We start from the raw sequence: 23,561 nt of genomic DNA, 5'->3' as shown, positions 1-23,561 counted from the left end.
TCTATGAGTTTGCAAAAAATGCGGTTAAATTATAACGGTATGTTTATAGGTCATGCCACGGAATTCATTTTACGATCGCCTTTAAGCTAGAGAAGATCATACATCCACGGGAGGATACCGTATGAAACATTTTGCAACATTGATTGGTGCAGTTGCCACGGCAGCTGTGCTTTCTGGAACCGCGCTGGCGCAGGACGTCACGCTACGTCTGCATCAGATGCTGCCGCCACAGGCAACCATTCCTGCCAAGGCCATCACGCCCTGGGCCGAGCGTATCGAGGAACAGTCTGAAGGCCGGATCAAGATCGAACTTTATCCGACCATGCAGCTCGGCGGCGCGCCCCCGCAGCTGTTCGACCAGGCCAAGGATGGCGTGGTGGACGTGATCTGGACCGTTTTGGGCTACACACCCGGCCGTTTCCCCAAGTCCGAAGTTTTCGAAACGCCGTTCATGGTGACCACGGGCGAAGCCACCTCGCGTGCCTTCCAGAAATACGTCGAAGAATATGCCATGGATGAGTTTGCCGACGTGCACCTCATCGCCGTGCATACCCACGGCCCCGGCCTCTTCCACATGAAGGACCCGATCGAAAAGCTCGAAGATATCAAGGGCAAGAAGGTCCGTGGCGGTTCGCGCATTATCAACGAGCTGCTGATCAGCCTCGGCGCTGAGCCTGTCGGCATGCCGGTCCCGGCTGTGCCTGAAGCGCTCTCCAAGGGCGTGATCGACGGCACAACCATTCCCTGGGAAGTCACCACCGCGCTGAAGTCCAGCGAACTGGTACATAATCACACCGGCTTTACCGGCGATCATGGTCTTTACACCCAGACCTTCGCCGTGGTGATGAACAAGGATAGCTACAACAACCTGCCTGACGATCTCAAAGCCATCGTCGACGCCAATTCCGGTGTTGAAGTGGCAGCCGAATTCGGCCGTGCCATGGATATGGGCGACGAAGGCGGTCTCAAGGTTGCGCAGGATCTGGGCAATAACATCATCACCCTTGATGCTGATGAAACCGCCCGCTGGGTCGAGGTCAGCCAGCCGATCATCGACAACTGGATTGCCGGTACACCCGATGGCCAGATGCTGTTCGACGCAGCAAAGGCATTGGTGGACGAGGAATCATCCATGTAATCCATCCCTTAAAAGGATCGGATATCCGAGGCGCCGGTGAAAACCGGCGCCTCTTTTTTTGCCCCCATTCAGGGCTGCGAATGTGCAGCCCGCACGCCACCTGACAACCCCGCAGCCCCAGAACCTGACCATACGATATGCCCCGCCGCCGGGCCGCCCGACCACCCGCGCTACCGCCCCGCCGTCCGCGCCGCCCGGCCCGCCCTGCCAGACTGCCGCCCGCCCACCGCCGCTTGGTGTTTATCCCCCCGGCAGGGCAGCCGCCCCGCCTTGACAAAAATTGTATACAAGGTGTACTTAACGATGAAAGCCCAAATGGCCCTCAAGGAGGAGAGACAGATGACCGAGCAGACTTTTCCGATGAACGCATGGTATGCCGCCGCATGGGATGTGGAGCTCAAGCGCGCGCTACTTCCCCGTAAAATCTGCGGAAAACCGGTTGTTATGTATCGAAAGCGCGACGGTTCGGCGGTTGCCCTGGCCGATGCCTGCTGGCATCGTCTGCTCCCGCTCTCCATGGGCGAGCTGCATGAGGACAATGTCATTTGCGGTTATCACGGTCTTGAATTCGATGACACAGGCCGCTGTGTATACATGCCCTCACAGGACACCATAAACCCCTCCGCCTGCGTCACCTCCTATCCGCTGGTGGAAAAGCACCGCTTCATCTGGCTGTGGATGGGCGATCCGGCCCTGGCCGATCCCGCCAAAGTCCCCGATCTGCACTGGAATGACGATCCGGACTGGGCCTCGGACGGCAAGACCATTTATGCCAAATGCGATTATCGCCTCGTGGTCGACAATCTCATGGATCTCACCCACGAAACCTTCGTGCATGGCTCCTCGATCGGCAATCGCGCCGTGGCCGAAGCCCCATTCGAAGCCACCCATACGGATACAACAGCCACCATCACCCGCTGGATGAAGGATATCACCGCGCCCCCGTTCTGGGCTGCCCAGCTTGGCCAGGCCGAACATGTGGATCGCTGGCAGATCATCAATTTTGAAGCGCCTTCAACGGTCGCCATCGATGTCGGTATCGCCCCCACGGGCACCGGCGCGCCAGAAGGCGACCGGTCGCAGGGCGTCAACGGGTTCGTGCTCAACACCATCACCCCCGAAACCGACAAGACCTGCCATTATTTCTGGGCCTTTGCCCGTAATTACAAACTCACCGAACAAGCCCGCACCCATGAGCTGCGCGAGGGCGTGGCCGGTGTGTTCCGTGAAGATGAAATCATCCTCGAAGCGCAGCAGGAAGCGATCGACAAAAATCCGGATCACGTGTTCTACAACCTCAACATTGATGCAGGTTCAATGTGGGCGCGTAAGCTGATTGATCGTATGATCGACGAAGAGCAGACACAAAAGCTCGCAGCGGAATAGGGGGGCATAATGGCTGAACGGGCCAATTCACAATCTTTGAAAGCCTTGCGCGGTGTGCGCGATCTGGTGCTTGAGGGCGAATTTCACCCCGGCGAACGCCTGTCGGAAATCGCCGTGGCCGAGCGGCTCGGCCTGTCCCGCACGCCCTTGCGCGCCGCTTTGGCACGGCTGGAGCAGGAAGGCCTGCTCGAACTAATCCCCTCGGGCGGCTATGCGGTTCGAAGCTTCACCCTTGAAGAAGTGTTCGACGCTATCGAGTTGCGCGGCGTCCTTGAAGGCACGGCAGCGCGCGTTGCCGCCGAACGGGGGGTGCAGCCAGCCAAACTGCGCGCCATCAAAACACTGGTCGAGGAACTCGACATGGCGATAGGTGAGGGGGCCGAAACCATGGATTTCGATCGCTATGTCGATCGCAATGCAGAGTTTCATGCAGCCCTTGCCGGGCTCTCCGGCTCAGAAACCATCCGGCGCGAAGTCGAGCGGGCCACCCAGTTGCCCTTCGCCTCGCCCAGTGCCTTTCTGGAAAAGCAGGAAGATGTGCCCGCCTTTCGCCGTTCGCTGGTGGGCGGCCAGTTGCAGCACAAGCTCATCGTCAGCGCCATTGAAATGCGCGAAGGGGCACGGGCCGAGGCCCTGGCCCGCGAACATGCCCGTCTGGCGCGGCAAAATCTGGAATTCGTCATCGACGAAGACCGCAGTTTGATGCGCCGTGTCCCGGCGCTCGCTTTGGTTGCGGGGTAGGGATCATGCTTAAAAACACCGATTGGCGCCGGGCAAAAGTCCGCGAATGCGTCAAAATTGCCGATGATGTGCGTCAGGTCACCTTCGATGTCGATGGCGCACTGCCGCGTTTCGATCCGGGCTCGCACACCAATATCAAGGTCGAAATCAATGGCGAACCGGCCATCCGCACCTATACATGTCTGCCCTCTCCGGCCGGCACGTTGCGCATAGGCGTCAAACTGCACCCGCAAAGCCGGGGCGGCTCGCGCTTTGTCTGGGATTTGAAGCCCGGCGATGCTTTACATATGAGTGTGCCGGAAAACCGTTTTCCCCTTTCCTGGCGCGCCGGGCATTATCTGCTGCTTGCGGGCGGCATTGGCGTCACCCCCATCTATGGCATGGCCAAAATCCTTGCAGAGCGGGGCATCGTCCCGCGCATGGTTTATGGCGGGGCCAATAGAACCGTCATGCCCTTTATCGATGAACTTCAGGCGCTGCTTGGCGACCAATTGTCGATCTATGAGGCCGACAAGAAACAAATGATCGATCTGGACGCGGAAATAGCGGCATTGCCCGAAGATGGGGAACTCTATATTTGCGGGCCGTTGGGCATGCTCAATGCCGCCAAGGCGGCCTGGGCCCGTGCTGGCCGTCCTGTCAGCCGTTTCCGCTGCGAAGTGTTCGGCGATAATGGCAAGTTCGCCGAGCATCGCTTCAAGGTGCATGTGGCGCAAAAAAATATCACCGTCGAGGTCCGGCCCGATCAGTCCATGCTGGATGCGCTGATGGAAGCTGGTGTCGACATGATTTATGATTGCCAGCGTGGCGAATGCGGCCTTTGCGCTGTCGGCATTGTCGATCTCAAGGGTGAAGTCGATCATCGCGATGTGTTCTTTTCAGAAGCGGAAAAGACCGAAAACCATCGCATGTGCGCCTGCGTTTCACGCCTCGCCAGCGGCGAAGCCACCATTGATGTGGGCTATCGCGCCTAGCTAAAATTCTGACGTGTCAGCCCTGGGGCTGGCGCGTCAATGCCCCCACATAACGCCAGAAGGCCAGATCATGCGGGCGTTCTGCCGGGCGCCATTCCGGATGCCATTGCACCGCAAAGATAGATCGCCCGTCGCGCGATGAAATGGCTTCCACAACCCCGTCCTCAGCCGTCGCCTCCACCCGCAATCCGTCACCCAGTTGGCCGATATGCTGGTAATGCACCGAATTGACCGCAAGCGTACGTTCCCCGGTGATCTCGCCCAATAGCGAGCCGGGGGCCACGTCCACGCTGTGGGTATGGCCAAACATTCCTTCAAGGTCGGCGTCATCAGCGGCATGATGGTCCATCGCGCGCGTTTCGGCGTCGCGCTGGTCGATAATCGTGCCGCCAAGCGCCACATTGATTTCCTGCAAGCCCCGGCAAATCCCGATCACCGGCACGCCTGCCGCCTGCGCCGCCATGATCAGCGATAGGGACGTGGTGTCGCGATGCGGATCGCGCGGACCACGCCCGCCCACGCCGCCAAAATGCTGCGGCTCGATATTCGATGTCGCCCCGGTCAGCAGCAACCCGTCCAGTTGTGCAATAATGGCCGGCGCGTCTTCGGGTCGGCCAAGGCTGGGAATGATCAGCGGAATCCCGTCGGCAAATTCGGCAATCCCGGCAATATAGCGTGATTTGACCGTTTGGGCGGGTTCACCCTCCAGCATCTTGTTGCAGCCGATAACGCCGATAATCGGTCTTTTTGTCATCAGAATCGGTCCCGCATGGCAAAATACAACATGGCCAGCACCAGCAAGGGCCGCCGCAACACCATGCCGCCGGGAAATTGCGGCACCGGCACTGAGGCCATGGTGTCAAACCGGCTGGCATTGCCGTGAATGGCCTCGGCCATCAATTGCCCGCAAAGGGTCGACATGCCCAATCCATGCCCGGAATAACCCGAGGCGGAAAGGATATTCGGTGCCAGCCGCGCCACATGCGGCATGCGGTTCATGGTGATCCCCAGCGTGCCGCCCCAGTAATAGTCAATCCTGGCATCGGCAAGCTGCGGATAGATCCCGACCATCCGTTTTTTCACCGAGGCGGCGATATCGTCGGGATAGCGATAGCCATAGCTTTCGCGCCCGCCAAACAGCATGCGCCGGTCTTCCGACAATCGATAGTAATTCACCACAAAGCGCGAATCCGCCACCGCCACATCATCGCGGATCACATCGCGCGCCAGCGCTTCGGAAAGCGGCTCCGTCGCAACGATATAGGAATTGATCGGCATCACTTTTGCGCCGACATGGCCCTCAAGTTCGCCGAGATACCCGTTGCAGGCCAAAAGCACATGCTCTGCGCTGACCCGGCCGCGATTGGTCTCAAGGGTGACGCGGGCACCATGGGTGATTTTGGTCACCTCGGTCTGTTCAAAAATTTGCGCCCCTTCATGCAGCGCCGCCTCGGCCAGCCCCAGGGCAAAATTGAGCGGATGCAGATGCGCCGCGCCCCAGTCCAGCGAACCGCCATGATAGGCCTCGGTGCCGATATATTCATGCAGATCGACACTGTCGACATATCCGATCTGGTCATAGCCATAGCGCTTGTTGAGATGGCGCACATAGGCTTCGGTTTCGCTCGCAAACCGCTTTTGGTGATCGGCATAGATAATGCCCGGCTTCAGGCCGCAATCGATCTTGTGCGCATGCACCAGATTCTTGACCAGATCCTTGGAGGCTTCCGCCAATTCCCAAAGGCGCATGGCATGCTCGTCCCCGAGCATTTTCTCCAGCGTCATCTGGTCCACGCGCTGCCCGGTGCCCAATTGCCCGCCATTGCGCCCGGACGCGCCCCAGCCAACCCGCTGCGCTTCCAGCACCATCACGCTATAGCCCAGTTCCGCCAGGTGATATGCGGCCGAAAGGCCGGTAAATCCGGCCCCGACAATGGCGACATCGCAAACGCTGTCGCCTTCCATCGGCCCCAGATCAAGCGTCTGGTTGGCGCTCGCGGCGTAATAGGAGGCGGGGTAGGCGCCTTTCTGGCCCTCGCTATAGAGCAGATTCATCGGGTTACCCTGCAACCATCAGGCCCTGAGCTTTGGCCGCTGCATGGGTTTCATCAAGGCTTTTTACCGCCAGTTCAATCAACGCGTCGATTTCTTCGTGATTGATCACCAGTGGCGGCGACAGGATCATCTTGTCCCCCACATGCCGCATCACCAGCCCATTACCAAAACAGGTCTCGCGGCCAATCAGCCCCACCGTGCCTTCATCGGCGGCAAATTTCGCCCGGGCCGATTTGTCCGGCGTCAGTTCCAGCGCCCCCATCAGCCCCACCATGCGGGCTTCCCCGACCAGCGGATGATCGCCCAGTTCCGCCCAGCGTTTTTGCAAATAGGGCGCGGTATCAGTCTCGACCCGCTCAACGATCTTCTCGTCTTCGAGAATGCGCAGATTTTCCAGCGCCACGGCACAGGTCACCGGATGTCCGGAAAAAGTGTAGCCATGGGCAAATTCGCCCGCCGCTTCCAGCCCGGCAATCATCCGGTCGGACACAAGGCTGCCCCCAATCGGCAGATAGCCGGAGCTCAAACCCTTGGCGATAGTCACGATATCGGGCTTGAGATCATAAAATTCGGTACCGAACCATTTGCCGGTCCGCCCGAACCCGGTGATCACCTCGTCAACGATCAAAAGGATTTCATGCGCATCGCAAATGCGCTGGATTTCCGGCCAATAGGTTGCGGGCGGAATGATCACGCCGCCGGCACCCTGAATGGGTTCGGCAATGAAAGCGGCCACATTCTCTTCGCCCAGCCGCTCGATTTCCAGCTCCAGCTGGCGGGCGCGCTCAAGGCCGAATTCTTCCGGGCTCAAATCACCGCCTTCACGATACCAGTAGGGCTGGTCGATATGCACAATCCCGGGGATCGGCATGCCGCCTTGTGCATGTATCCCGGTCATGCCGCCAAGGCTGCCGCTGCCAACGCTGGAGCCGTGATAGGCATTCTTGCGCGAAATGATGATTGATTTTTCCGGCTTGCCCTGGCTGGCCCAATAGTGCCGCACCATGCGCAGATTAGTGTCATTCGCCTCCGAACCGGAGCCGGCATAAAACACATGGTTGAGATCGCCGGGGGCTAGTTCCGCCAACTTGGCGGCGAGAGTAATCGCGGGCGGGTGCGAGGTCTGGAAAAACGTATTGTAATAGGGCAGCTGGTTCATCTGGCGCTGCGCCACTTCCCCAAGTTCGGCGCGGCCATAGCCGATATTGACGCACCACAGCCCCGCCATGCCATCAAGCAGGCGCAAGCCCTCGCTATCGGTCAGATAAACGCCTTCAGCCCGGGTGATCACGCGCGCGCCTTTTTTGTTCAGCGCGGCACTGTCGGTAAACGGGTGCAGGTGATGTGCAGCGTCGAGCGCCTGCAATTCAGCAGTCGAGAGATGGTTGTCGATACTGGCCATGATGCGCCTTTATACGTTCAGCATTAGATGTTCGCGTTCCCAAGGGCTGATCACGCTGAGGAACTCGTCATGTTCGGCACGCTTGATTGCCATATAGAGCTGGCAGAATTCAGGCCCGAGAATCTCGTGAATTTTCGGGGCTTCTTCAAACAATCCCAGCGCTTCCAGCACGTCATGGGGCAGTTCATGCGGCAACTCGCCTGCATCACTGCGCACTGGTTCGCGTGGCTTCAAGCCTTCCTTCATCCCGAGATAGCCACAGGCAAGGCAGGCCGCAATTGCCAGATAGGGATTGGAATCCATGCCCACAACCCGGCATTCAACCCGGCGTGCCGACGGCTTTGAAATCGGCACCCGCAAACCGGTGGAGCGGTTATCAATGCCCCATTCCAGATTAATCGGCGCTGCCGCCCCCGGCACCAGCCGGCGATACGAATTCACATAAGGGGCGAGCATACAAACGACCGAATTGAGATAGGTCTGCTGCCCGGCCAGAAACCCGTAAAACTTGTCTGTCGCCTCGTCATTGTCGTCATTGAACAGGTTCTTGCCGGTTTTCACATCGGTAATGCTTTGATGGATATGCATGGCGCTGCCCGGTTCCGCTTCCATGGGCTTGGCCATGAAGGTCGCATAGCAGTCATGCCGCAAGGCCGCCTCGCGGATCGTGCGCTTGAACATGAACACCTGATCAGCCAGATCCACCGGATTACCGTGATTAAGGTTGATCTCGAGCTGACCGGCCCCGCCTTCCTGCATCACCGTATCGATCTCAAGCCCCTGCGCCTCGGCGAAATCATAGATATCGTCGACCACGGCGGAATATTCATCCACCCCGCTGATCGAATAGGCCTGCCTTCCGACGCCCTGCCGTCCCGTGCGCCCCACAGGCGGCACCACCGGCACATCTGGATCGATATTCGGCTTGGTCAGGTAAAATTCCATCTCCGGGGCCACCATCGGCTGCCAGCCCTCATCGGCATAAAGCTTCAACACCCGCTTGAGCACATTGCGCGGTGCCAGCTCGCTCGGCGTCCCGTCCTGCTTGAGCACATCGCAGATCACCTGCATGGTCACATCCGACGTCCAGGGCACAGCCCGCGCGGTGTTCAGGTCAGGCTCAAAAATCAAATCCGATTCGGCCCAGGCATTGGGAATATTCACCTCTGCATAGCCGCCGGTAATCGTCTGGAAAAAAATCGAGGTCGGCAAAAACATGCGCTGTTGCGAGAGGAACTTGCGCCCCGGCATCGCCTTGCCGCGGCCAATCCCCACCATGTCTGGTACCACACATTCAACTTCTTCGGGGTCGCGTCCATTCAGCCAGAGCTGCAGCGCCTGCGGCAGTTTTCCGACCAGTTTCAACATTTCTTCGTGGCTCACAGGAGCACCTGGGGTTTGTTATAGATATATGGGGAAGGCCCCCGCAAAGACACATGGTCTGACGCCGGTTCACCAGCATCCAGATGCCCTTCCACAGGATCCGAGCATATGCGGATCAAAGGTTCTGGCAAGCCAAATCGGCATTTCAGAGGCGTAGCCGTCTGGCTATTTTGCGCGAATTGCGCTCTATTCTGCGCTGGCGCACGGCAAAGCGTTCAGGCAACCCCGATGGAGCGAATGCAAAAACCCTTAACCCGGCAAGAAGAATCGCGGGAGATTTTTCGCAAATTCCTCGCTGAGAACAGCGACATCGAGCGTGTAGAATTGCTTTTTCCCGATATGAACGGCGTCTTCCGCGGCAAATGGCTGTCGCCCGACAGTCTGAACAAGCTCGATATGGGCGGCGTCCGCTTGCCGATCTCCTCCTATGCGCTGGATATCTGGGGCAATGATGTGGACGAAACGCGTCTGGCCATTGAAAGCGGCGATCCCGATGGCGTCGGCGTCCCCGTCGCCGATACCCTGCGGCGCATGCCCTGGTCGGAATATCCCACCGCCCAGGTGCTCATGACGCTTGAGACCTCCGAGGGCGAACCGTGCATGTATGACCCGCGCCAGCAATTGGTCGCCATGGTCAAGCGCTTCAGCGAACTGGGCCTGACCCCGGTCATCGCCGCCGAGCTGGAATTCTACCTGTTCAAGACCCGCAAGGAACTGGACGAGGCTCCCGAGCCGCCCGCCGGCCATTCCGCCGGGTCCCAGCTTTACGATCTTGATGCGATGAACGAGCTCGAGGAAGTGCTGCGCGAAATCCGCAATGCCTGCGATGAGCTGGGCATTCCCGCCGACACGGTGACCGCCGAAAACGGCCCCGGCCAGTTCGAGATCAATTTCCACCACGTGCCCGATGCCTTGCAGGCCGCCGATCACGCCATGCTGTTCCGCCGGGTCGTTTGGGGCTGCGCTTTAAAGCATGATCTGGAGGCCACGTTCATGGCCAAGCCCTATGGCTCGGAAGCGGGGTCGGGCATGCATGTGCATATCAGCGTGCTGGATATCGAAGGCAACAACATCTTTTCCGGCGATGGCGAAGTGAACCAGCATTTGCGGCATGCCATCGGCGGCGCGCTCGACACGATGCAGGATTTCCAGGCGATCTTCGCCCCGCATTATAATTCATATCGCCGCTTTCAGCCCGGCGGCTATGCGCCCACGTCCGCCAATTGGGGCGTCGATAACCGGTCCACCAGCGTGCGTATCCCAGCCTTCGAAGGCCCAGCGGCCCGGCTCGAACACCGCATTTCCGGCTCCGACGTCAATCCCTACCTCGCCATCACCGCCATTCTCGGCGGCATATTGATGGGTCTGGAACGCAAGATTGACCCCGGAAAATCCCAGGACGAAGGTGGCGAGGCTTCCCAGCGCCTCTATCGCAACTGGAGCCGCGCGGTCGAAGCCTTTGCCCGTTCAAGCGTCGCCGCCAATGTGTTCGGCAAGGATTATCGCCGGGTTTATGCCGCCTGCCGGCGCGCCGAAATCCGCGAAATGGCCGAATTGGTAACCGACGTCGAATACCGCACCTATCTCTCCCGTATCTGAAAATTCCGAGTAGTTCTCCATGACCATCCAGGACCCGAAGGCCTTTCTGGCCGACCTTTTCCACACAGCCGTCGATGCAGCAGATCCTGGCCCGCTGATGCGCGCCAACCTGCCCCCGAAGACAACCGGGCGCACCATCGTCATCGGCGCTGGCAAGGCATCGGGTGCCATGGCCGAGTCGTTCGCCAAGGCCTGGGCGGAAGCGGGCAGGGGCAAGCTGGAAGGTCTGGTGGTCACCGCCCATGGCAACAAAAGAACCGCCGGGCCAATTGAAATCATCGAATCCTCCCATCCCGTTCCCGATGCGGGCAGTGAAACGGCGGCCCGCCGATTGCTGGATCTGGTGTCCGGTCTCTCTGAGGATGACATTGTCGTCGCGCTGATTTCGGGCGGCGGTTCTTCGCTTCTCTCGCTGCCCGCCGGTCCACTGACCGATGAGGACAAACGCGGCGTCAACCGTGCATTGCTCGAAGGCGGCGTGCCAATTGGCGAGATGAACTGCGTGCGCAAGCATTTGAGCGTTATCAAGGGCGGGCGTCTGGCCGCCGCCGCTTTCCCCGCAAAGGTGATTTCGCTGGTACTGTCCGACATTCCCGGTGACGATCCGGCCCTGGTCTCTTCCGGCCCCACAATCCCCGATGTCACCACCCGTGAGGATGCGCTGGCCATTGTCGAGCGCTATGGGCTGAAATTGCCGGAGGCCGCGCATAAATGGCTCGATAATCCGGAATGTGCGGCGCCAGACCCCGCAGATCCCGCCTTTGCCCGCAATGAGGTGCGCTTGATTGCGGCGGCCCAGAAATCCCTGCAGGCAGCCGCCGACGCTGCCGCCGCGGCAGGCATTGATGCGCATATTCTCTCTGATGCCTTCGAGGGCGAAGCGCGTCTCGTTGGGCAAATTCACGCAGCCATGGCCCGCCAGGTTGCCGGGCGGAACCAGCCGTTTTCCCGTCCATGTCTCCTGCTGTCTGGGGGCGAAACCACTGTCACCCTTCGTCACAAGGGCAAGGGTGGGCGCAATAGCGAATTTCTGCTCTCTTTTGCCCGCCATATTGAAGGGGTTGCCAATATCGCGGCACTCGCCGCCGATACCGATGGCATTGACGGGTCGGAAAACAACGCCGGTGCTTTCGCTGATGGCACCTCGCTGACGCGCATGCGCACAGCCGGGGTCGATCCGCTATTGGCGCTCGACCGGAACGATGCCTACACCGCCTTTGAGGCTGCAAATGATCTCATTGTCACCGGTCCCACGGCGACCAATGTCAATGATTTCCGGGCCATTCTCATCCTCTAGCGCCGGTCAGGTCCGGGCAATAAGGGGGCAAGGTCCCCGAAACCCTCGTCCTGAGCTTGTCGAAGGACGAGGGGCCTGCAAAATATCAGCAACACATAAACCGCTCGAACTGCGTACATGTAGTTGCTAAAACGCGTCCCATGACGCCAATCCTTTATTCCTTCCGTCGTTGCCCCTACGCCATGCGTGCGCGCCTCGCCATTGCCAGCGCCGGAATTCAGGTTGAACTGCGCGAAGTGGTCCTGCGCGACAAGCCGAAAGCGTTTCTTGAGGCCAGCCCCTCCGCCACCGTGCCCTGCCTTGTCACTGATGATACGGTCATCGATGAGAGCCTCGACATTATGAAATGGGCCTTGGCCATCAATGATCCCAACCATTGGCTTGATGCACCAGGCGAACTTGCCGTGAGCGAGAGCAGCCCGCACAAATGGATTGCCCGCGCAGATGGCCCCTTCAAACAGGCACTTGATCGCACCAAATACGCAGCGCGCTATCCAGATGCTGATCCTGCCGAGCATCGCGATATTGCCGCCCGGTTCCTCACGGATTTAGATGCGCAAATCGAAACCTGGATTTTTGAGGCGCCAGGCATTGCCGACTTCGCCATCCTGCCCTTTGTCCGCCAGTTCGCCTTTATCGACAAAGACTGGTTCGACGCGCAACCCTGGTCCAATCTGCATCAATGGCTTGAACGTTTTCTGGCGTCAGATGCGTTTGAAAACATCATGACCAAATACCCCCAATGGCAAGAGGGCGACCCGGTAACGATTTTCCCGTCAGGCCTGACCTGAATACCCATCCTCGGCAATCCCCACCCGCAATTGCAAGGCGCGCAGCGCCGGGTCAGCGATTCCGGCAAGGCCAGATGTCAAAGCCCAACAGGCTCTATGCCGGACCCTGCAGCGGAAAGTCGGCTATCCGGGCAAATGGCGCGCCGGGTTCGGCTTCAGCAAACACGCTGATCTGGTCAATGGTCACCGGGTCAGCCAGCACGGGCCCGAACCAGCCCTCAGCCGCAGCCAGCATGGCCGCATGTTCGGCCATCGGCAGTTGGTCGCTCAATGTCATGTGCATGCGAAATTCATCCATGACATAGGGATAGCCATATTGGTCGAGCAAAGCCGTTTGCCGTGGTGTCAGGTCCGATTGCAGCCGCCTCTCTCTTTCTGCAGCCGTCATGGGCGCGCGCAAGGCGTCAAAATCGGCCACGCAATTGGCTGCGAAGTCAGCCAGCGCCTCGCCTTGCGTCTCCGGCATCAGCGCCAGAAACCCGCCAAGCATGCGCGGCACCAGCCGCCCCACAGGCACCGGGGCGGTGCGGCCGCAAAACCGCTGTAACGCGGTGAAAAGGTCGTCCTGATCATGCCCCGGCGTCAGCCACATTGGCGCCTTCAGCGTGGCGTGAAAGCCATAGCGGCGCGGCGATTGGGTCATGGCCCAAAGGCGTGATGGCGGCACGTCAATCGCCTCGGGCATTGCAAGATCTTCGCCTGTCGCCGAATCCCGGCCAATCCATTGCGACGCCTTTTGCCAAAAAGTGCTGTCCTGAGGGGGGGCATAATAAAGGGCGTAACGTGCGGGCATGAACAACTCTCTTGATGAAACACACCCCTCTAGCACAGGGATTGTGTCATTTGGCTGACAAGGCACAACGCCCCGGCCAGCCCTGTTATGGTCGTCCGCGTCATGCAGCCTGTCTACGTTCCATTAACGCTTGTTTAGGTGCTCTCGCCTAGAGTTGGGAAGAATTTTGACAAACCTCTGGCGAGAAAAAATGCCCACTTTCGAAGACATGGAAGAACTTGCCAAGGATGGCTCTACCGAAAGCCGGCGCCAGCTGCTGCGCCTCCTGACTGACCTGTTCCTCGAAAATCTCGATCAGACTACCGGCGCGCAGGGAGAGGCTTTTGGCGACATCGTCAATCGTGTCCTCGATGATGTGGTTGAAGAAGCCCGTGAGGAATTTTCGACCCGTATCGCAACCGCCGACATGTTCCCCAAAGATGTTGTCAAACGTCTTGCCTGGGATGCGTTTGAGGTGGCCGCACCGATATTGGAACATTCAACAGTCCTTAGCGACAGTGATCTGGTTGAAGTCGCTCACGAAAAATCAAACGATCACCTGATGGCCATTTCCCGCCGTCCCGAACTGCATGAAAAAGTCACTGATGTACTGATTGAGCGCGGCGAAGAGGATGTTATCCATTCTGTCGCCACCAATCACGGCGCGCAATTCTCACCAAAGGGCTATGGTACGCTCGCCAGCAAGGCCAAAGGCGATGAAGCTTTGCAGCGCGCCATTGTTGAACGGCGCGATGTCACCGCCGACGTGGCGGCGCGGCTTGAGCCGTCGCTCAGCGCCGAGCTGAAAAAGCGGCTCGCCGAAGCGCTCGATGAAACCAATAACGATGTTGCCAATCTTGTCGCCCGCGCCCGGGAGCGTGTGGAACAGGCAATGGCTGGCAAAAAGCGCGATCGGGTCGATGTCGAAAAACTGGTCGCTGAGGTTGCTGAGGGCACGGTCACACTGGACGACGCTGCGCGCAGTCTTGCCGCTGAAGACCGGCCATTGCCGCTGTCAGTGCTCATTGCCACAGTCGCCGAACTGCCCGAGAAGATGATTTCCAACGCCATGCTCAAGGTCAATGGCATGCCGATCGCCATTACCTGCCGGGCCTTGAAGGTCGAGGCGGAAACCTTCGCGGCGATTACCCAGATGCGCTGCCGCGTGCTGCGTTTGCCCGGCAGTGCCGGCGAACGCCTTGCCGAGCAATACTCAAGCCTCGATCAGGGCGATGCCGAACGCACCCTGAGGTTTCTCCGGGTGCGCAAATCCCTTAGCGAGAACGCTGCCTGAGGCATCAGGAAACACTGGCTCTTTGCACCAGGTCACCTGAATCCTGCGCTAATAGATTAAATTTAAATCACTTTTTACATGCTGTGTTCGCAGTCGGTTCTGCAGTCTGCACAATTCCTTATTAACAAGTTCAAAGTAGTTTGAACGTGATGATTAATTGTAACGGACGCTGAAGTGAGAGGAACCTGAAGTGGGTGCATTAGCCAAGGAGCATATGCCTTCGCTGGGCGAACTCGAGCAGTTGGCACGTCAACCCTCGAGTGAGAACTGGCATTTTCTGTTGCGTGGTTTGACGGATTATTTCCTAGAACATGCAGAAGAATACGCAGAGCAGTACGGCGAGGCGTTTAGCGACATCATATGCCGCATTCTCGAAGGCGTCACGATTGAAGCGCGTGCGGAACTGTCCAACCGGGTTGCCCCGCTTGAACTGTTCCCCAATCGCATTGTCAAACAGCTCGCCAATGACGAATTGCCAGTCGCAGGCCCGGTGCTGGAGCTTTCCCCGGTTCTCTCTGATTCTGACTTGATCGCGATTGCAGGCATTGTCATGCAGGATCATTGGCTGGCCATCAGCCGCCGTAAGGCGCTTGGTCCCCGGCTTACCGATGCGCTTGCCCGCTGTAATGATCAGGAAGTCATTCGCGAAATGGCTGGCAATCCCGGTGCCAAGTTCTCCGCTTCGACCTACCGCATGGTTGCCGAACGGGCCAAGCAGGATTCGGTTTTGCAAGAGCGTCTGGTTGATCGTGCCGATCTTTCCCAGGCGATTGCCATTCAGCTTAATCCATTCCTGTCTGATGAATTGAAGAACCGGCTCAAGGAAAATCGCCCGGCAGAATCCAAAGGTTTGCTCGACAGTCTGTCCGAGTTGACCAAGGAGGAAAAAACCAGGGACGGTTTCAACGCGGATCCCGATATGGATAGTGTTCAGGCCGCGATTGCCGATATCCGTTCTGGCAAGGCCAATCTCAGTCAGACCGTCACCGGTCTGGCAGACCAGGGGCGTTTGTCGGGTGTCTGTGCGGTCATTGGTGCCATTGGCAGCCTGCCTGAGAAAACCGTCAAGGGGGCGCTTCTCAATCTGAACGGAATGCCCATTGCCATCATGTGCCGGGGTCTTGATCTGTCGCAGGATGCGTTCGAGGCAGTCACCCATTTGCGCAATGAGCAATTGGACATGCCCCAGAATGAATTGCTCACCCAGGTCGAGCGTTACGGCAATCTTGACGCCGCAGATGCGGTGAAGACCCTTGCCATGCTGCAGGCCAAAAAGGCTGCCGAACTGACCGAGAAGGTCGCCTAGGTCTAGCCGCGTCCCGTATAGGGCATGTTGGTTGCCATGACGGTCATGGTCTGCACATTCGCGTCCAGCGGCAACCCGGCCATATAAAGCACGGCGTCCACCACATGGCGCACATCAAAGGTCGGCTCGGGTTTCATCGAGCCGTCCGCCTGCAGCATGCCCCTGTTCATGCTGGCGGTCATATCCGTCGCGGTATTGCCGATATCAATCTGCCCGCAGGCGATATTGTACGGGCGTCCATCCAGTGAAATTGATTTGGTCAGCCCTTCGATGGCGTGTTTGGTCGCATTATAGGCCACAGCATGCGGGCGAGGGGTGTGCGCCGAAATCGAGCCATTATTGATAATGCGCCCGCCCTGGGGCGACTGATCGCGCATCGCGCGAAAGGCCTCGCGCGCAATATAAAACGCACCGTTCAGATTGGTATCGACCATTGCGCGCCACGTATCGAGGTCCGTGTCGCCGACATTCGCCGCCGGGGCCGTGCGGCCTGCATTGTTGAAAAGCACGTCCACCCGTCCGAAGCGTTCCAGCACGGCCGCAAAGAACGAGGCGACCGATTCTGCATCGCTGACATCACATGTTCCCGCAAACATATCCGCTTCCGGTCCCGCCTCCCGGACAACCTCGTCCAGCAAGTGTTGCCGCCGGCCGCAAATGGCGAGGCGGTATCCGGCGCGGACAAACCCCAAAGCTGTCGCCCGTCCGATTCCCGATGTGGCGCCGGTAACGATCGCGATTTTGCTTTCAGACATGAACGGTTTCTCCTTATGGGTCGCGGCAATATCTGCAACTGCGCTGCATAAGGCAAGCGCGTCAGGTGGCATGAAAACGTCGATAGAATCGCAAAAGGCCGCGCACGGATTCGCCCATCAGTAAGGCTTACATATTCACTTAGGTCAGCTTTACGTGCACAACGCCCCGCCGCAAATACGGCACCAATGTGTATAATAAGGCAGGTCAAACACCCCGGAAACCGCCGGATTCTTAAGCGAAATTCATAGAGATTAACAGATCATGACCAATTGTGTGCTCAATTTGCAACATTCACATGGCAACAAACGGACAGCCACCGGATTCCACACCGTTGCGGTTGCACAGGGTGCGGGGATGAATAAAGTGCGTATTGCGAATCCATGCATGGGATCGTTTGTCGGTCGCAGCGCGACGACAAAACACGACACTGACAAGTGTGGTCGCGCTTCGACAAACCTCTGGCTAACGCCAGTATTCAAATGACTGACTTTGGAGGTCACCAATGAAAATCAAGAGCCTTCTTCTGGGTTCTATCGCAGCAGCTGGTCTTTCGACCGGTGCATACGCTGCAGACCTTAATGTCCTTACGTCGCTTGACGTTTGTGACGCGCTCGGCATCTCGGGCCTGACGATTTCTTCCGACACCAACTGCTTGCAGATCACTGGTGAAGTTAAGTGGAAGTTCGAATATGGCAACAACGACGGTGTCATGAACAACATCGCCGCTGGCCATGACTCGGTTAAAGTGAACTCGGCTAACTGGGCTGGTACTGTTGATCAGAACATGGATTGGCTCAGCGAAGTTGACGCCTATCTGAAGTTCGTCGGCACCGCCGATTCCGACTTCGGCCCGGCTTCCGCCACCCTCAAGTTCGATTACGACAATGACTACACAGTCGTAAACGAAGTTCAGACCAAGCAGGCCACAGACAAGCTCCGTCTTGAAGAAGCTTACGTATCGGTTGGTGACTCCACTGTCATCATGGCCGGTCAGAAGGGTTCCATCTTCAAGAACGGCGATGACGTCGGTCTGACATGGCTTGAGCTGTACAATTCCGAAGGCGTTGACCATGGTGTTGACACTCCGGTTACCGATCTGCTCGACGGCGGCCCGTCCGCTTCGCTTCAGGTTGTTTCCGATCTCGGCAACGGCGTTTCCGTCGGTGCTGGTCTTGAGAACCTGAACGGTGCGCTGGTCAACGTAGCAAATCCTGGCACAACCACAGATGACGGTGTGTTCGTAGGTTATGTTGCTTATGCAGGCGACGGCATCAGCGCGCATGTTAGCGTTGCTGGCGGCGGTTTCCTCGACGGCACCATCGAAGACTGGGGCATGCACGCCGGTATCACCGGTGAGTTCGACGCTGTTAAGTTCGTTGCGGCATTCGCAGCTGACGACAATGGCTACTGGAACGCACTGGCTTCGGCTTCGTACACCTTCGACATGTTCACACTTGCTGCTGGCGTTGAAGCTGTTCGTACCGCTGCTGCTGTCAACCAGTGGGGCGCAAGCGTCTCCGGTTCGGCTGAAGTTGTTGATGGCATCACCATCAATGCTGGCTTCCGTTGGTTCGACGAAGACTCCTCAGTTGCCAACACGGAATCGTGGCAGGCTGCCGCAGCACTCGTTGCTGCTGTAACCGAAACGGTTACCATCACTGGCGAACTGGGTGTCCACGGCACCAACAAGGCAGTTCCTGTTCAGACCGTTCCTTACGGTTCGGTTGAACTGGCTTGGGTCCCCGGTGGCGACTTCACTTCTTCCGTCAAGGGTGAAATCAACTCGGTTGGCGCATACAAAGTTACCTACAAGGCTGCAAAGTCCTTCAAGTAAGCTTTATTGCCTATCTGACTTTGGAAAGGCCCGGCTCTGCCGGGCCTTTCTTTTTGTGAAAGGGTGGGTAAATCCACCTAACAACTTCAAGAATCACTGGAATTTAGCGAGGCGATCGGACAAGCTTTCCTCGATGAGGCGTCTGGTGCCGCTACGTGCCGTGTAATTTAGGGCTACCTGCAAGCGCCTTACCTGCAAGTGCGGCGGCCTCATTGAGATAAATTCCGGTTGACCCTTTTCAGGTGCGGTAGTTGGCCGGGTAGGTATTGTTTGGTGCATTTTCGAGCTGCAGAGGAGGCCACCTTTGCCGAAAACGCTTTATGTATCCCTCGGAGAATGGGCCGGTTCTCCGTCATCGGCGATGCGGCTTTGAGAGAAGTGTCTCCGGCTTTTCAAGCCTGGCACTGCAAGTTGCACAACAGAGGTGGGCATGCGTTCAAATCCAGCGAAGTGGATTATTCCCGGAATCCTGACCGTGCTGGTCGGCACCGCCGTCACCGTTCAAACAACCCAGGCGAGTATGGAGCGTGATCTTTCCACCCGTTCCGCCTCGGCTCTGGATGCGGCGATGCTGAATTGGGCGGAAGTTGAGTTCGATGTTCGTGACGCCAGGGTTGGCGGTATGGTCACCAATGCGGGGGATCAACGCCGTGCGCTCGCTGTCATCGAGTCCTTGCATGGTGTACGGTCGGTGACCTCGGTCATGGATATGGCGCCTGCCAAATCACCTTATCCCTTTGTTGCGACTATGGAAAATGGGCATGTGCATCTGGAGGGCGGCGTGCCTAACATCGCCGTTAGGGATGCGCTGATCACAAAGGCGCGCGCCAATAGCGATAGCCTGGAACTCCTCGCTGGACTTGATGACCGGACAGCGTGGCTGGCAGCGACGGACTTTGCATTACGCCAATTGCGTCAGCTTGATCAAGGAGAAGTGCGTCTGAATGACCTGAAATTTTCGATGTCAGGGCGCGCAAAATCTTCTGAATCTTACGCAGCGATCGACGTGATTTTCAATGCGGGTTTGCCGAATGGGATGACAGTAGATGCGGTGGAAGTTACGCCGCCATTGCAGTCGCCCTATGAGTGGCGGGCGGCTTATGACGGTGGGACGGTCACTGTTGCCGGCTTTGTGCCGGACGATGAATTGATCAATGAATTCAATGCGAAAGTGCCGGGTGGCGCGGATTTTGAGCCATCGGTGCAACTGGCTTCGGGCGCGCCGGAACGTTTTGATGTAACGGCTGCGGCCCTGCTTGAAGCGTTTGGTCATGTGGAAAATGGCGAAGCGCAAGTTGTTGATGATAAAGTGTTATTTTCCGGTGCACCCCGCAGTGTGGCGGCACTGGATGCGCTTAACAATACGCTTGGGAAAACCGGTGTCACGCTCGATCTGGCGCCACCACGTATAGATGAATATCTATTTGTCGCTGACAAAATCCTCGGAAAAACAAGCCTTTCCGGCTTTGTGCCAGATGAGACATTTAAAGAGACTCTGCTTAAAAGCGGGGCAGACGGATCAGCACTGTCTTTAGGGCGTGGTGCGCCGGACGAATTTGCGAATTCAGTGCAATTCGGGCTGGCGGCGCTCGAGCACCTCGAGAGTGGAAAATTCGAGCTGCATAACGCAGGTATGCGTCTGTCAGGTGAGCCGAAAAGCCCCGAAGACCAAACCGCCGTAAAACTACTGGTCGCCCAGGCCGCACCGGAGGGTGTTGCGCTGGATTTGGAAAAGCTCAACAGCTTCGTCGCACTTCCCTATGTTTGGGCCGCACAGCGCGGCGTCAATGGTGGTTTCAGTTTCTCCGGCTTTGTACCGACGGAAGAATTGCAGAAATTTCTTGCAGTTCACGTTTCTGACCTGTCCGGTGACACGAGCCGGATTGCCTCGGGTGCCCCTGAAGGCTTTGTTGAAAATGCCATGCTGGGCGTCGATGCCCTTGCCGCGGCAGACGAGGGGCGGGTCGCCTATACCGGGTCGGAATGGTCCTTGCTGGCCCGCGTAAGCACAGCGGAACAACAACAACAGGTATTGGATGTGCTGGATGGTCAGGCTGATACAGCTGACTGGCAGATAAACATCGAGGTTCAGGCTGCAGAAGCCGCAGAAGTGTCTGAACCGGCAGCAGCAGACGTGACGGAACCCGAAACCGCCAGCGAGGCCAACGACACAGCGCCAGCGGGAAGCGAGGATATGGGGGATGCCGAAGCCATAGAGCAGGAGGCAGAGACAGACGCGGCTGTTGCAGAGCCGGTTGAGGCCCCGGGGGCTGATGAGAATAAACCGGAAGAGGTAGCAGCAGAGCCGGCAGCGATCACGCCTGTTGCTGACCCGGCACCTGTCACCGAGGCAACCGAACCTGCGGAAAAGCCAGCGCTTTACCGCTTCGCCGCCAGCAAGGAGAAGGATGCAGAAATCCATCTCTTCGGTGTCGTGCCCACGGATGCCACAAAACGCTATCTCGGCGTAATCGCCGGGAAGGTGCCAACGGACACGCTTTATCTGCGCGAGGCGGCTCCCGAGGGGTTCACTGACGCGGCCATTGTCGGTCTGCGGGCGCTCGGTTCTCTCGAGGATGGCCAATTGCTGCACGAAAGCGGCAACTGGTCCCTCTCTGGCACCGCTTATAACGAGACGGCGCGCGAAGCAGCCCTTGCATCGCTGGGTAACACAGCGGATTGGCAGACCGATATCGCACTGCTTCCCCCGCTTGCCATATGCCGCGAGCACATAGAAACCCTGGCGGACGGGAATACAATCCTGTTCAACGCCGGCAGTGCACGGCTGACGGAAAGCTCCACCAGTTCCATCGATCAACTGGCAACATTCCTTGCGGAATGCCCGGAGACGATTGTACATGTCGAGGGACACACAGATTCCGATGGTGCCGAGGCCGCCAATCTGGCGCTTTCGGTGGACCGTGCGGAAGCGGTAATCAGAGAGTTGATTGCGCGTGGTGTAAGTGCCGGGCGGCTCTATGCGGTGGGCTATGGCGAAAGCCTGCCGATCGCGAGTAATGACACCAATGACGGTAAACGCCGTAATAGACGAATCGTTTTCAAGGTTCTTGAAAAACGCGACTAATCAGGGAAATTGCGAATGCTTGATTCTGTGCTCTATCTCATAGAAAATTACTGGATGTTTCTGTTGGCAGCCGCGCTTATCGGTGTTGCCACAGGCTGGTTCAGCGCGTCGGCGGAATAACGGGAAAGCGAAGCTGAAAAATGACCAACATGCCACATCTTATTGAAACTGCATTGCTTTTGCTCATCGTTTTTCTGATGGGCTGCGTGATTGGTTATCTTCTGCGCGCATATATATTCGGCAAGCCCACAAAGACCGACGCCTCGGGTGCGGCGGTTTCACCTGACGTGAAACCGGCCGCTGCCCCGGCGGCACAACCGGTCGTGTCATCCGCCGCAAAGCCGGACGCGAAACCTGCTGCAAAAGCTGCTGCCCCTAAAACCGCGGCGCAAAAGACCAGAACGGGCAAGGCGGCCCCCGCCAAGGCGCCCGCTGCGAAACCCGCAGCCAAGCCAGCTGCGAAAGCCGCCACCAAGGCGAAGCCTGCCGCTGCCGCAGCAGATGGCAAGCCGGAAACCCTTGAAGCGCCGCGTGAAGGGGTGAAGGACGATTTGAAGCGGATAAAAGGTATCGGCCCAAAAATTGAGGGCACACTGAACGAACTGGGTATCTACCACTTCGATCAGGTGGCTGGCTGGAACCGCAAGACCGTGAACTGGGTCGACAACTACCTGTCGTTCAAGGGACGTATCGACCGCGAGGAATGGGTCAAGCAGGCCAAGGTTCTGGCGAAAGGCTAACGGTCAGGCGGCGAACGGCCAGCGCCGCCGCGAACCACCTACCTGCATCACAAAGTCAGCTATGCTCCCCACTTCGCCCTCATTGTTCAAAAGGGCAGGGGAGCCTTCGCCGACAAATCTGTCGACCATGGCGTCGGGACGCCGGTCGACCATTGAGTTGAATGTCTCAAGCTGCAAACGATCTGTCAGTTGAGAGCGCACCAGCATCAGCGGCACAGACGCGAGTGCATCGAACAAATGCCATTGCGGCACAAACTCGTCATCATGCGCAAAGCCTTCAAGAAATTTCAGCAATGCCGGGTCAAAAAGCCCGCGCAACCGCCCGCCCTTGTCGGTGAAATGGCTGCGCGCGGCCAGGGCATCCAGCGTTGCTTCCGGCAATCCCGGGTAATCAGTCGCCAGGATTTGGCGCAGAACCTGACGAGCAGATTCATTGGCGCGCATACCCTCGACATGTTCAAGATTTGAGCGCAGACGCATCAGGCCGCGTGGATTGGCGTTCGGCCCTGAATTGATTAGCACGGCCCCGGCAATCAGGCCGGGATGTTGCGCCGCAAGCGCCATGACGACCTGGCCGCCATGCCCCTGGCCGACAAAAACCGCGCTGGAAATGCCAAGCGCCCGGGCGACATTCGACAAATCATGTGCATCGGTAACGGCAGAATAAGCGTCGGGCGAGCGCAGATAGCTGGAGCGCCCCCGGCCAATCAGGTCTACCAGCACAATCGGCCAGTCCACCGATGCGGTCGTGCGGTAATGCCGGATAAAGTCGGTAAAATCAGTCATGTTGCGGCTGAAGCCGGGCACACAAATCAAAGGGGGCTGATTAACAGTGAAACGGCCCGACACATAAACTGCCAGCCGCCGCGCAGCGTTACCACCACTGATATAGCGCACCGGCAGAGTGGCAAAAGGCGGATAGTCGGCGGGGGGCGCAGCACGCTGAAACATCAAAGAAAAAACCAGATACAATGGGAATGCTGACACATTACTCCATCAGAGCGCCAG

The 23,561-nt window shown here is 58.1% G+C and carries 19 protein-coding genes; 12 read left to right on the top strand and 7 right to left on the bottom strand.

What is annotated here, in order from left to right; translation table 11 throughout:
- Positions 1-121 precede the first annotated feature (121 nt).
- From L1P08_RS06840 to L1P08_RS06825, 4 genes are all read left to right on the top strand, one after another.
- Entirely contained in the window at positions 122-1,138 is a 1,017-nt protein-coding gene (locus L1P08_RS06840) for a TRAP transporter substrate-binding protein (protein ID WP_303619253.1), read from the top strand.
- A 339-nt stretch (positions 1,139-1,477) separates the two neighbouring features.
- Positions 1,478-2,524 (top strand): aromatic ring-hydroxylating dioxygenase subunit alpha, encoded by a 1,047-nt coding sequence (locus tag L1P08_RS06835; RefSeq protein ID WP_303619252.1) that lies wholly within the window; start codon positions 1,478-1,480, stop codon positions 2,522-2,524.
- 9 nt (positions 2,525-2,533) lie between these two features.
- The gene (locus L1P08_RS06830) at positions 2,534-3,265 is read left to right on the top strand and encodes a GntR family transcriptional regulator (protein WP_303619251.1); all 732 of its coding nucleotides are present in this window, start codon (positions 2,534-2,536) and stop codon (positions 3,263-3,265) included.
- A 5-nt stretch (positions 3,266-3,270) separates the two neighbouring features.
- Positions 3,271-4,239, top strand: a complete 969-nt coding sequence (locus L1P08_RS06825; protein WP_303619250.1) for a PDR/VanB family oxidoreductase — start codon at positions 3,271-3,273, stop codon at positions 4,237-4,239.
- A gap of 16 nt (positions 4,240-4,255) precedes the next feature.
- On the opposite strand, the gene L1P08_RS06820 is transcribed toward L1P08_RS06825, so the two are convergent.
- From L1P08_RS06820 to L1P08_RS06805, 4 genes are read right to left on the bottom strand one after another with little or no spacing between them, the layout of a single operon-like run.
- Positions 4,256-4,993: a gamma-glutamyl-gamma-aminobutyrate hydrolase family protein gene (locus L1P08_RS06820; RefSeq protein ID WP_303619249.1), complete on the bottom strand. Its 738-nt coding sequence runs from the start codon at positions 4,991-4,993 to the stop codon at positions 4,256-4,258.
- Positions 4,993-6,294, bottom strand: a complete 1,302-nt coding sequence (locus L1P08_RS06815) for an NAD(P)/FAD-dependent oxidoreductase (RefSeq protein ID WP_303619248.1) — start codon at positions 6,292-6,294, stop codon at positions 4,993-4,995. The genes L1P08_RS06820 and L1P08_RS06815 overlap by 1 nt, the downstream gene beginning before the upstream one ends.
- Before the next feature lie 4 nt (positions 6,295-6,298).
- Positions 6,299-7,696, bottom strand: a complete 1,398-nt coding sequence (locus L1P08_RS06810; RefSeq protein ID WP_303619247.1) for an aspartate aminotransferase family protein — start codon at positions 7,694-7,696, stop codon at positions 6,299-6,301.
- Positions 7,697-7,705: 9 nt separating this feature from the next.
- Entirely contained in the window at positions 7,706-9,064 is a 1,359-nt protein-coding gene (locus L1P08_RS06805) for a glutamine synthetase family protein (protein WP_303619246.1), read from the bottom strand.
- Between the two features lie 252 nt (positions 9,065-9,316).
- Between L1P08_RS06805 and L1P08_RS06800 the strand changes: the two genes are divergently transcribed.
- The 3 genes from L1P08_RS06800 to L1P08_RS06790 all read left to right on the top strand — a co-directional run bounded on the left by L1P08_RS06800 (position 9,317) and on the right by L1P08_RS06790 (position 12,766).
- The gene (locus L1P08_RS06800; RefSeq protein ID WP_303619245.1) at positions 9,317-10,678 is read left to right on the top strand and encodes a glutamine synthetase family protein; all 1,362 of its coding nucleotides are present in this window, start codon (positions 9,317-9,319) and stop codon (positions 10,676-10,678) included.
- A gap of 19 nt (positions 10,679-10,697) precedes the next feature.
- On the top strand, positions 10,698-11,975 hold the full coding sequence (locus L1P08_RS06795; protein WP_303619244.1) for a glycerate kinase type-2 family protein: 1,278 nt from the start codon (positions 10,698-10,700) through the stop codon (positions 11,973-11,975).
- Positions 11,976-12,115: 140 nt separating this feature from the next.
- Complete coding sequence (locus tag L1P08_RS06790) at positions 12,116-12,766, top strand: glutathione S-transferase (protein WP_303619243.1); 651 nt, start codon at positions 12,116-12,118, stop codon at positions 12,764-12,766.
- A gap of 94 nt (positions 12,767-12,860) precedes the next feature.
- On the opposite strand, the gene L1P08_RS06785 is transcribed toward L1P08_RS06790, so the two are convergent.
- A complete protein-coding gene (locus tag L1P08_RS06785; protein ID WP_303619242.1) occupies positions 12,861-13,559 on the bottom strand; it encodes a DUF1045 domain-containing protein in 699 nt (232 codons plus the stop codon).
- A gap of 190 nt (positions 13,560-13,749) precedes the next feature.
- Between L1P08_RS06785 and L1P08_RS06780 the strand changes: the two genes are divergently transcribed.
- Both L1P08_RS06780 and L1P08_RS06775 read left to right on the top strand, forming a co-directional pair.
- Positions 13,750-14,832, top strand: coding sequence for a DUF2336 domain-containing protein (locus L1P08_RS06780; protein ID WP_303619241.1), 1,083 nt, complete (start codon positions 13,750-13,752; stop codon positions 14,830-14,832).
- Positions 14,833-15,022: 190 nt separating this feature from the next.
- Positions 15,023-16,138: a DUF2336 domain-containing protein gene (locus tag L1P08_RS06775; RefSeq protein ID WP_303619240.1), complete on the top strand. Its 1,116-nt coding sequence runs from the start codon at positions 15,023-15,025 to the stop codon at positions 16,136-16,138.
- Positions 16,139-16,140: 2 nt separating this feature from the next.
- Here L1P08_RS06775 and L1P08_RS06770 read toward each other — a convergent pair whose 3' ends face one another.
- Positions 16,141-16,893 (bottom strand): SDR family oxidoreductase, encoded by a 753-nt coding sequence (locus L1P08_RS06770; RefSeq protein WP_303619239.1) that lies wholly within the window; start codon positions 16,891-16,893, stop codon positions 16,141-16,143.
- 503 nt (positions 16,894-17,396) lie between these two features.
- Here L1P08_RS06770 and L1P08_RS06765 point away from each other — a divergent pair.
- The 3 genes from L1P08_RS06765 (at position 17,397) to L1P08_RS06755 (ending at position 22,553) form a co-directional block, all read left to right on the top strand.
- Complete coding sequence (locus L1P08_RS06765) at positions 17,397-18,728, top strand: porin family protein (protein WP_303619238.1); 1,332 nt, start codon at positions 17,397-17,399, stop codon at positions 18,726-18,728.
- Positions 18,729-19,158: 430 nt separating this feature from the next.
- The gene (locus tag L1P08_RS06760; protein WP_303619237.1) at positions 19,159-21,813 is read left to right on the top strand and encodes an OmpA family protein; all 2,655 of its coding nucleotides are present in this window, start codon (positions 19,159-19,161) and stop codon (positions 21,811-21,813) included.
- 140 nt (positions 21,814-21,953) lie between these two features.
- Entirely contained in the window at positions 21,954-22,553 is a 600-nt protein-coding gene (locus L1P08_RS06755; RefSeq protein ID WP_303619236.1) for a helix-hairpin-helix domain-containing protein, read from the top strand.
- A 3-nt stretch (positions 22,554-22,556) separates the two neighbouring features.
- Here the strand turns inward: L1P08_RS06755 and L1P08_RS06750 are convergent, their stop codons facing one another.
- Positions 22,557-23,504 carry an alpha/beta fold hydrolase gene (locus L1P08_RS06750; protein ID WP_303619235.1) on the bottom strand — a complete coding sequence of 316 codons (948 nt, stop codon included), beginning with the start codon at positions 23,502-23,504 and terminating at the stop codon, positions 22,557-22,559.
- Positions 23,505-23,561 lie beyond the last annotated feature (57 nt).

It is taken from the genome of Mariluticola halotolerans, from assembly GCF_021611515.1.
GTDB lineage: Bacteria > Pseudomonadota > Alphaproteobacteria > Rhizobiales > Devosiaceae > Mariluticola > Mariluticola halotolerans.
The sequence above is the reverse complement of the archived record's forward strand: the minus strand, read 5'-3'. Positions and strand labels throughout refer to the sequence as shown.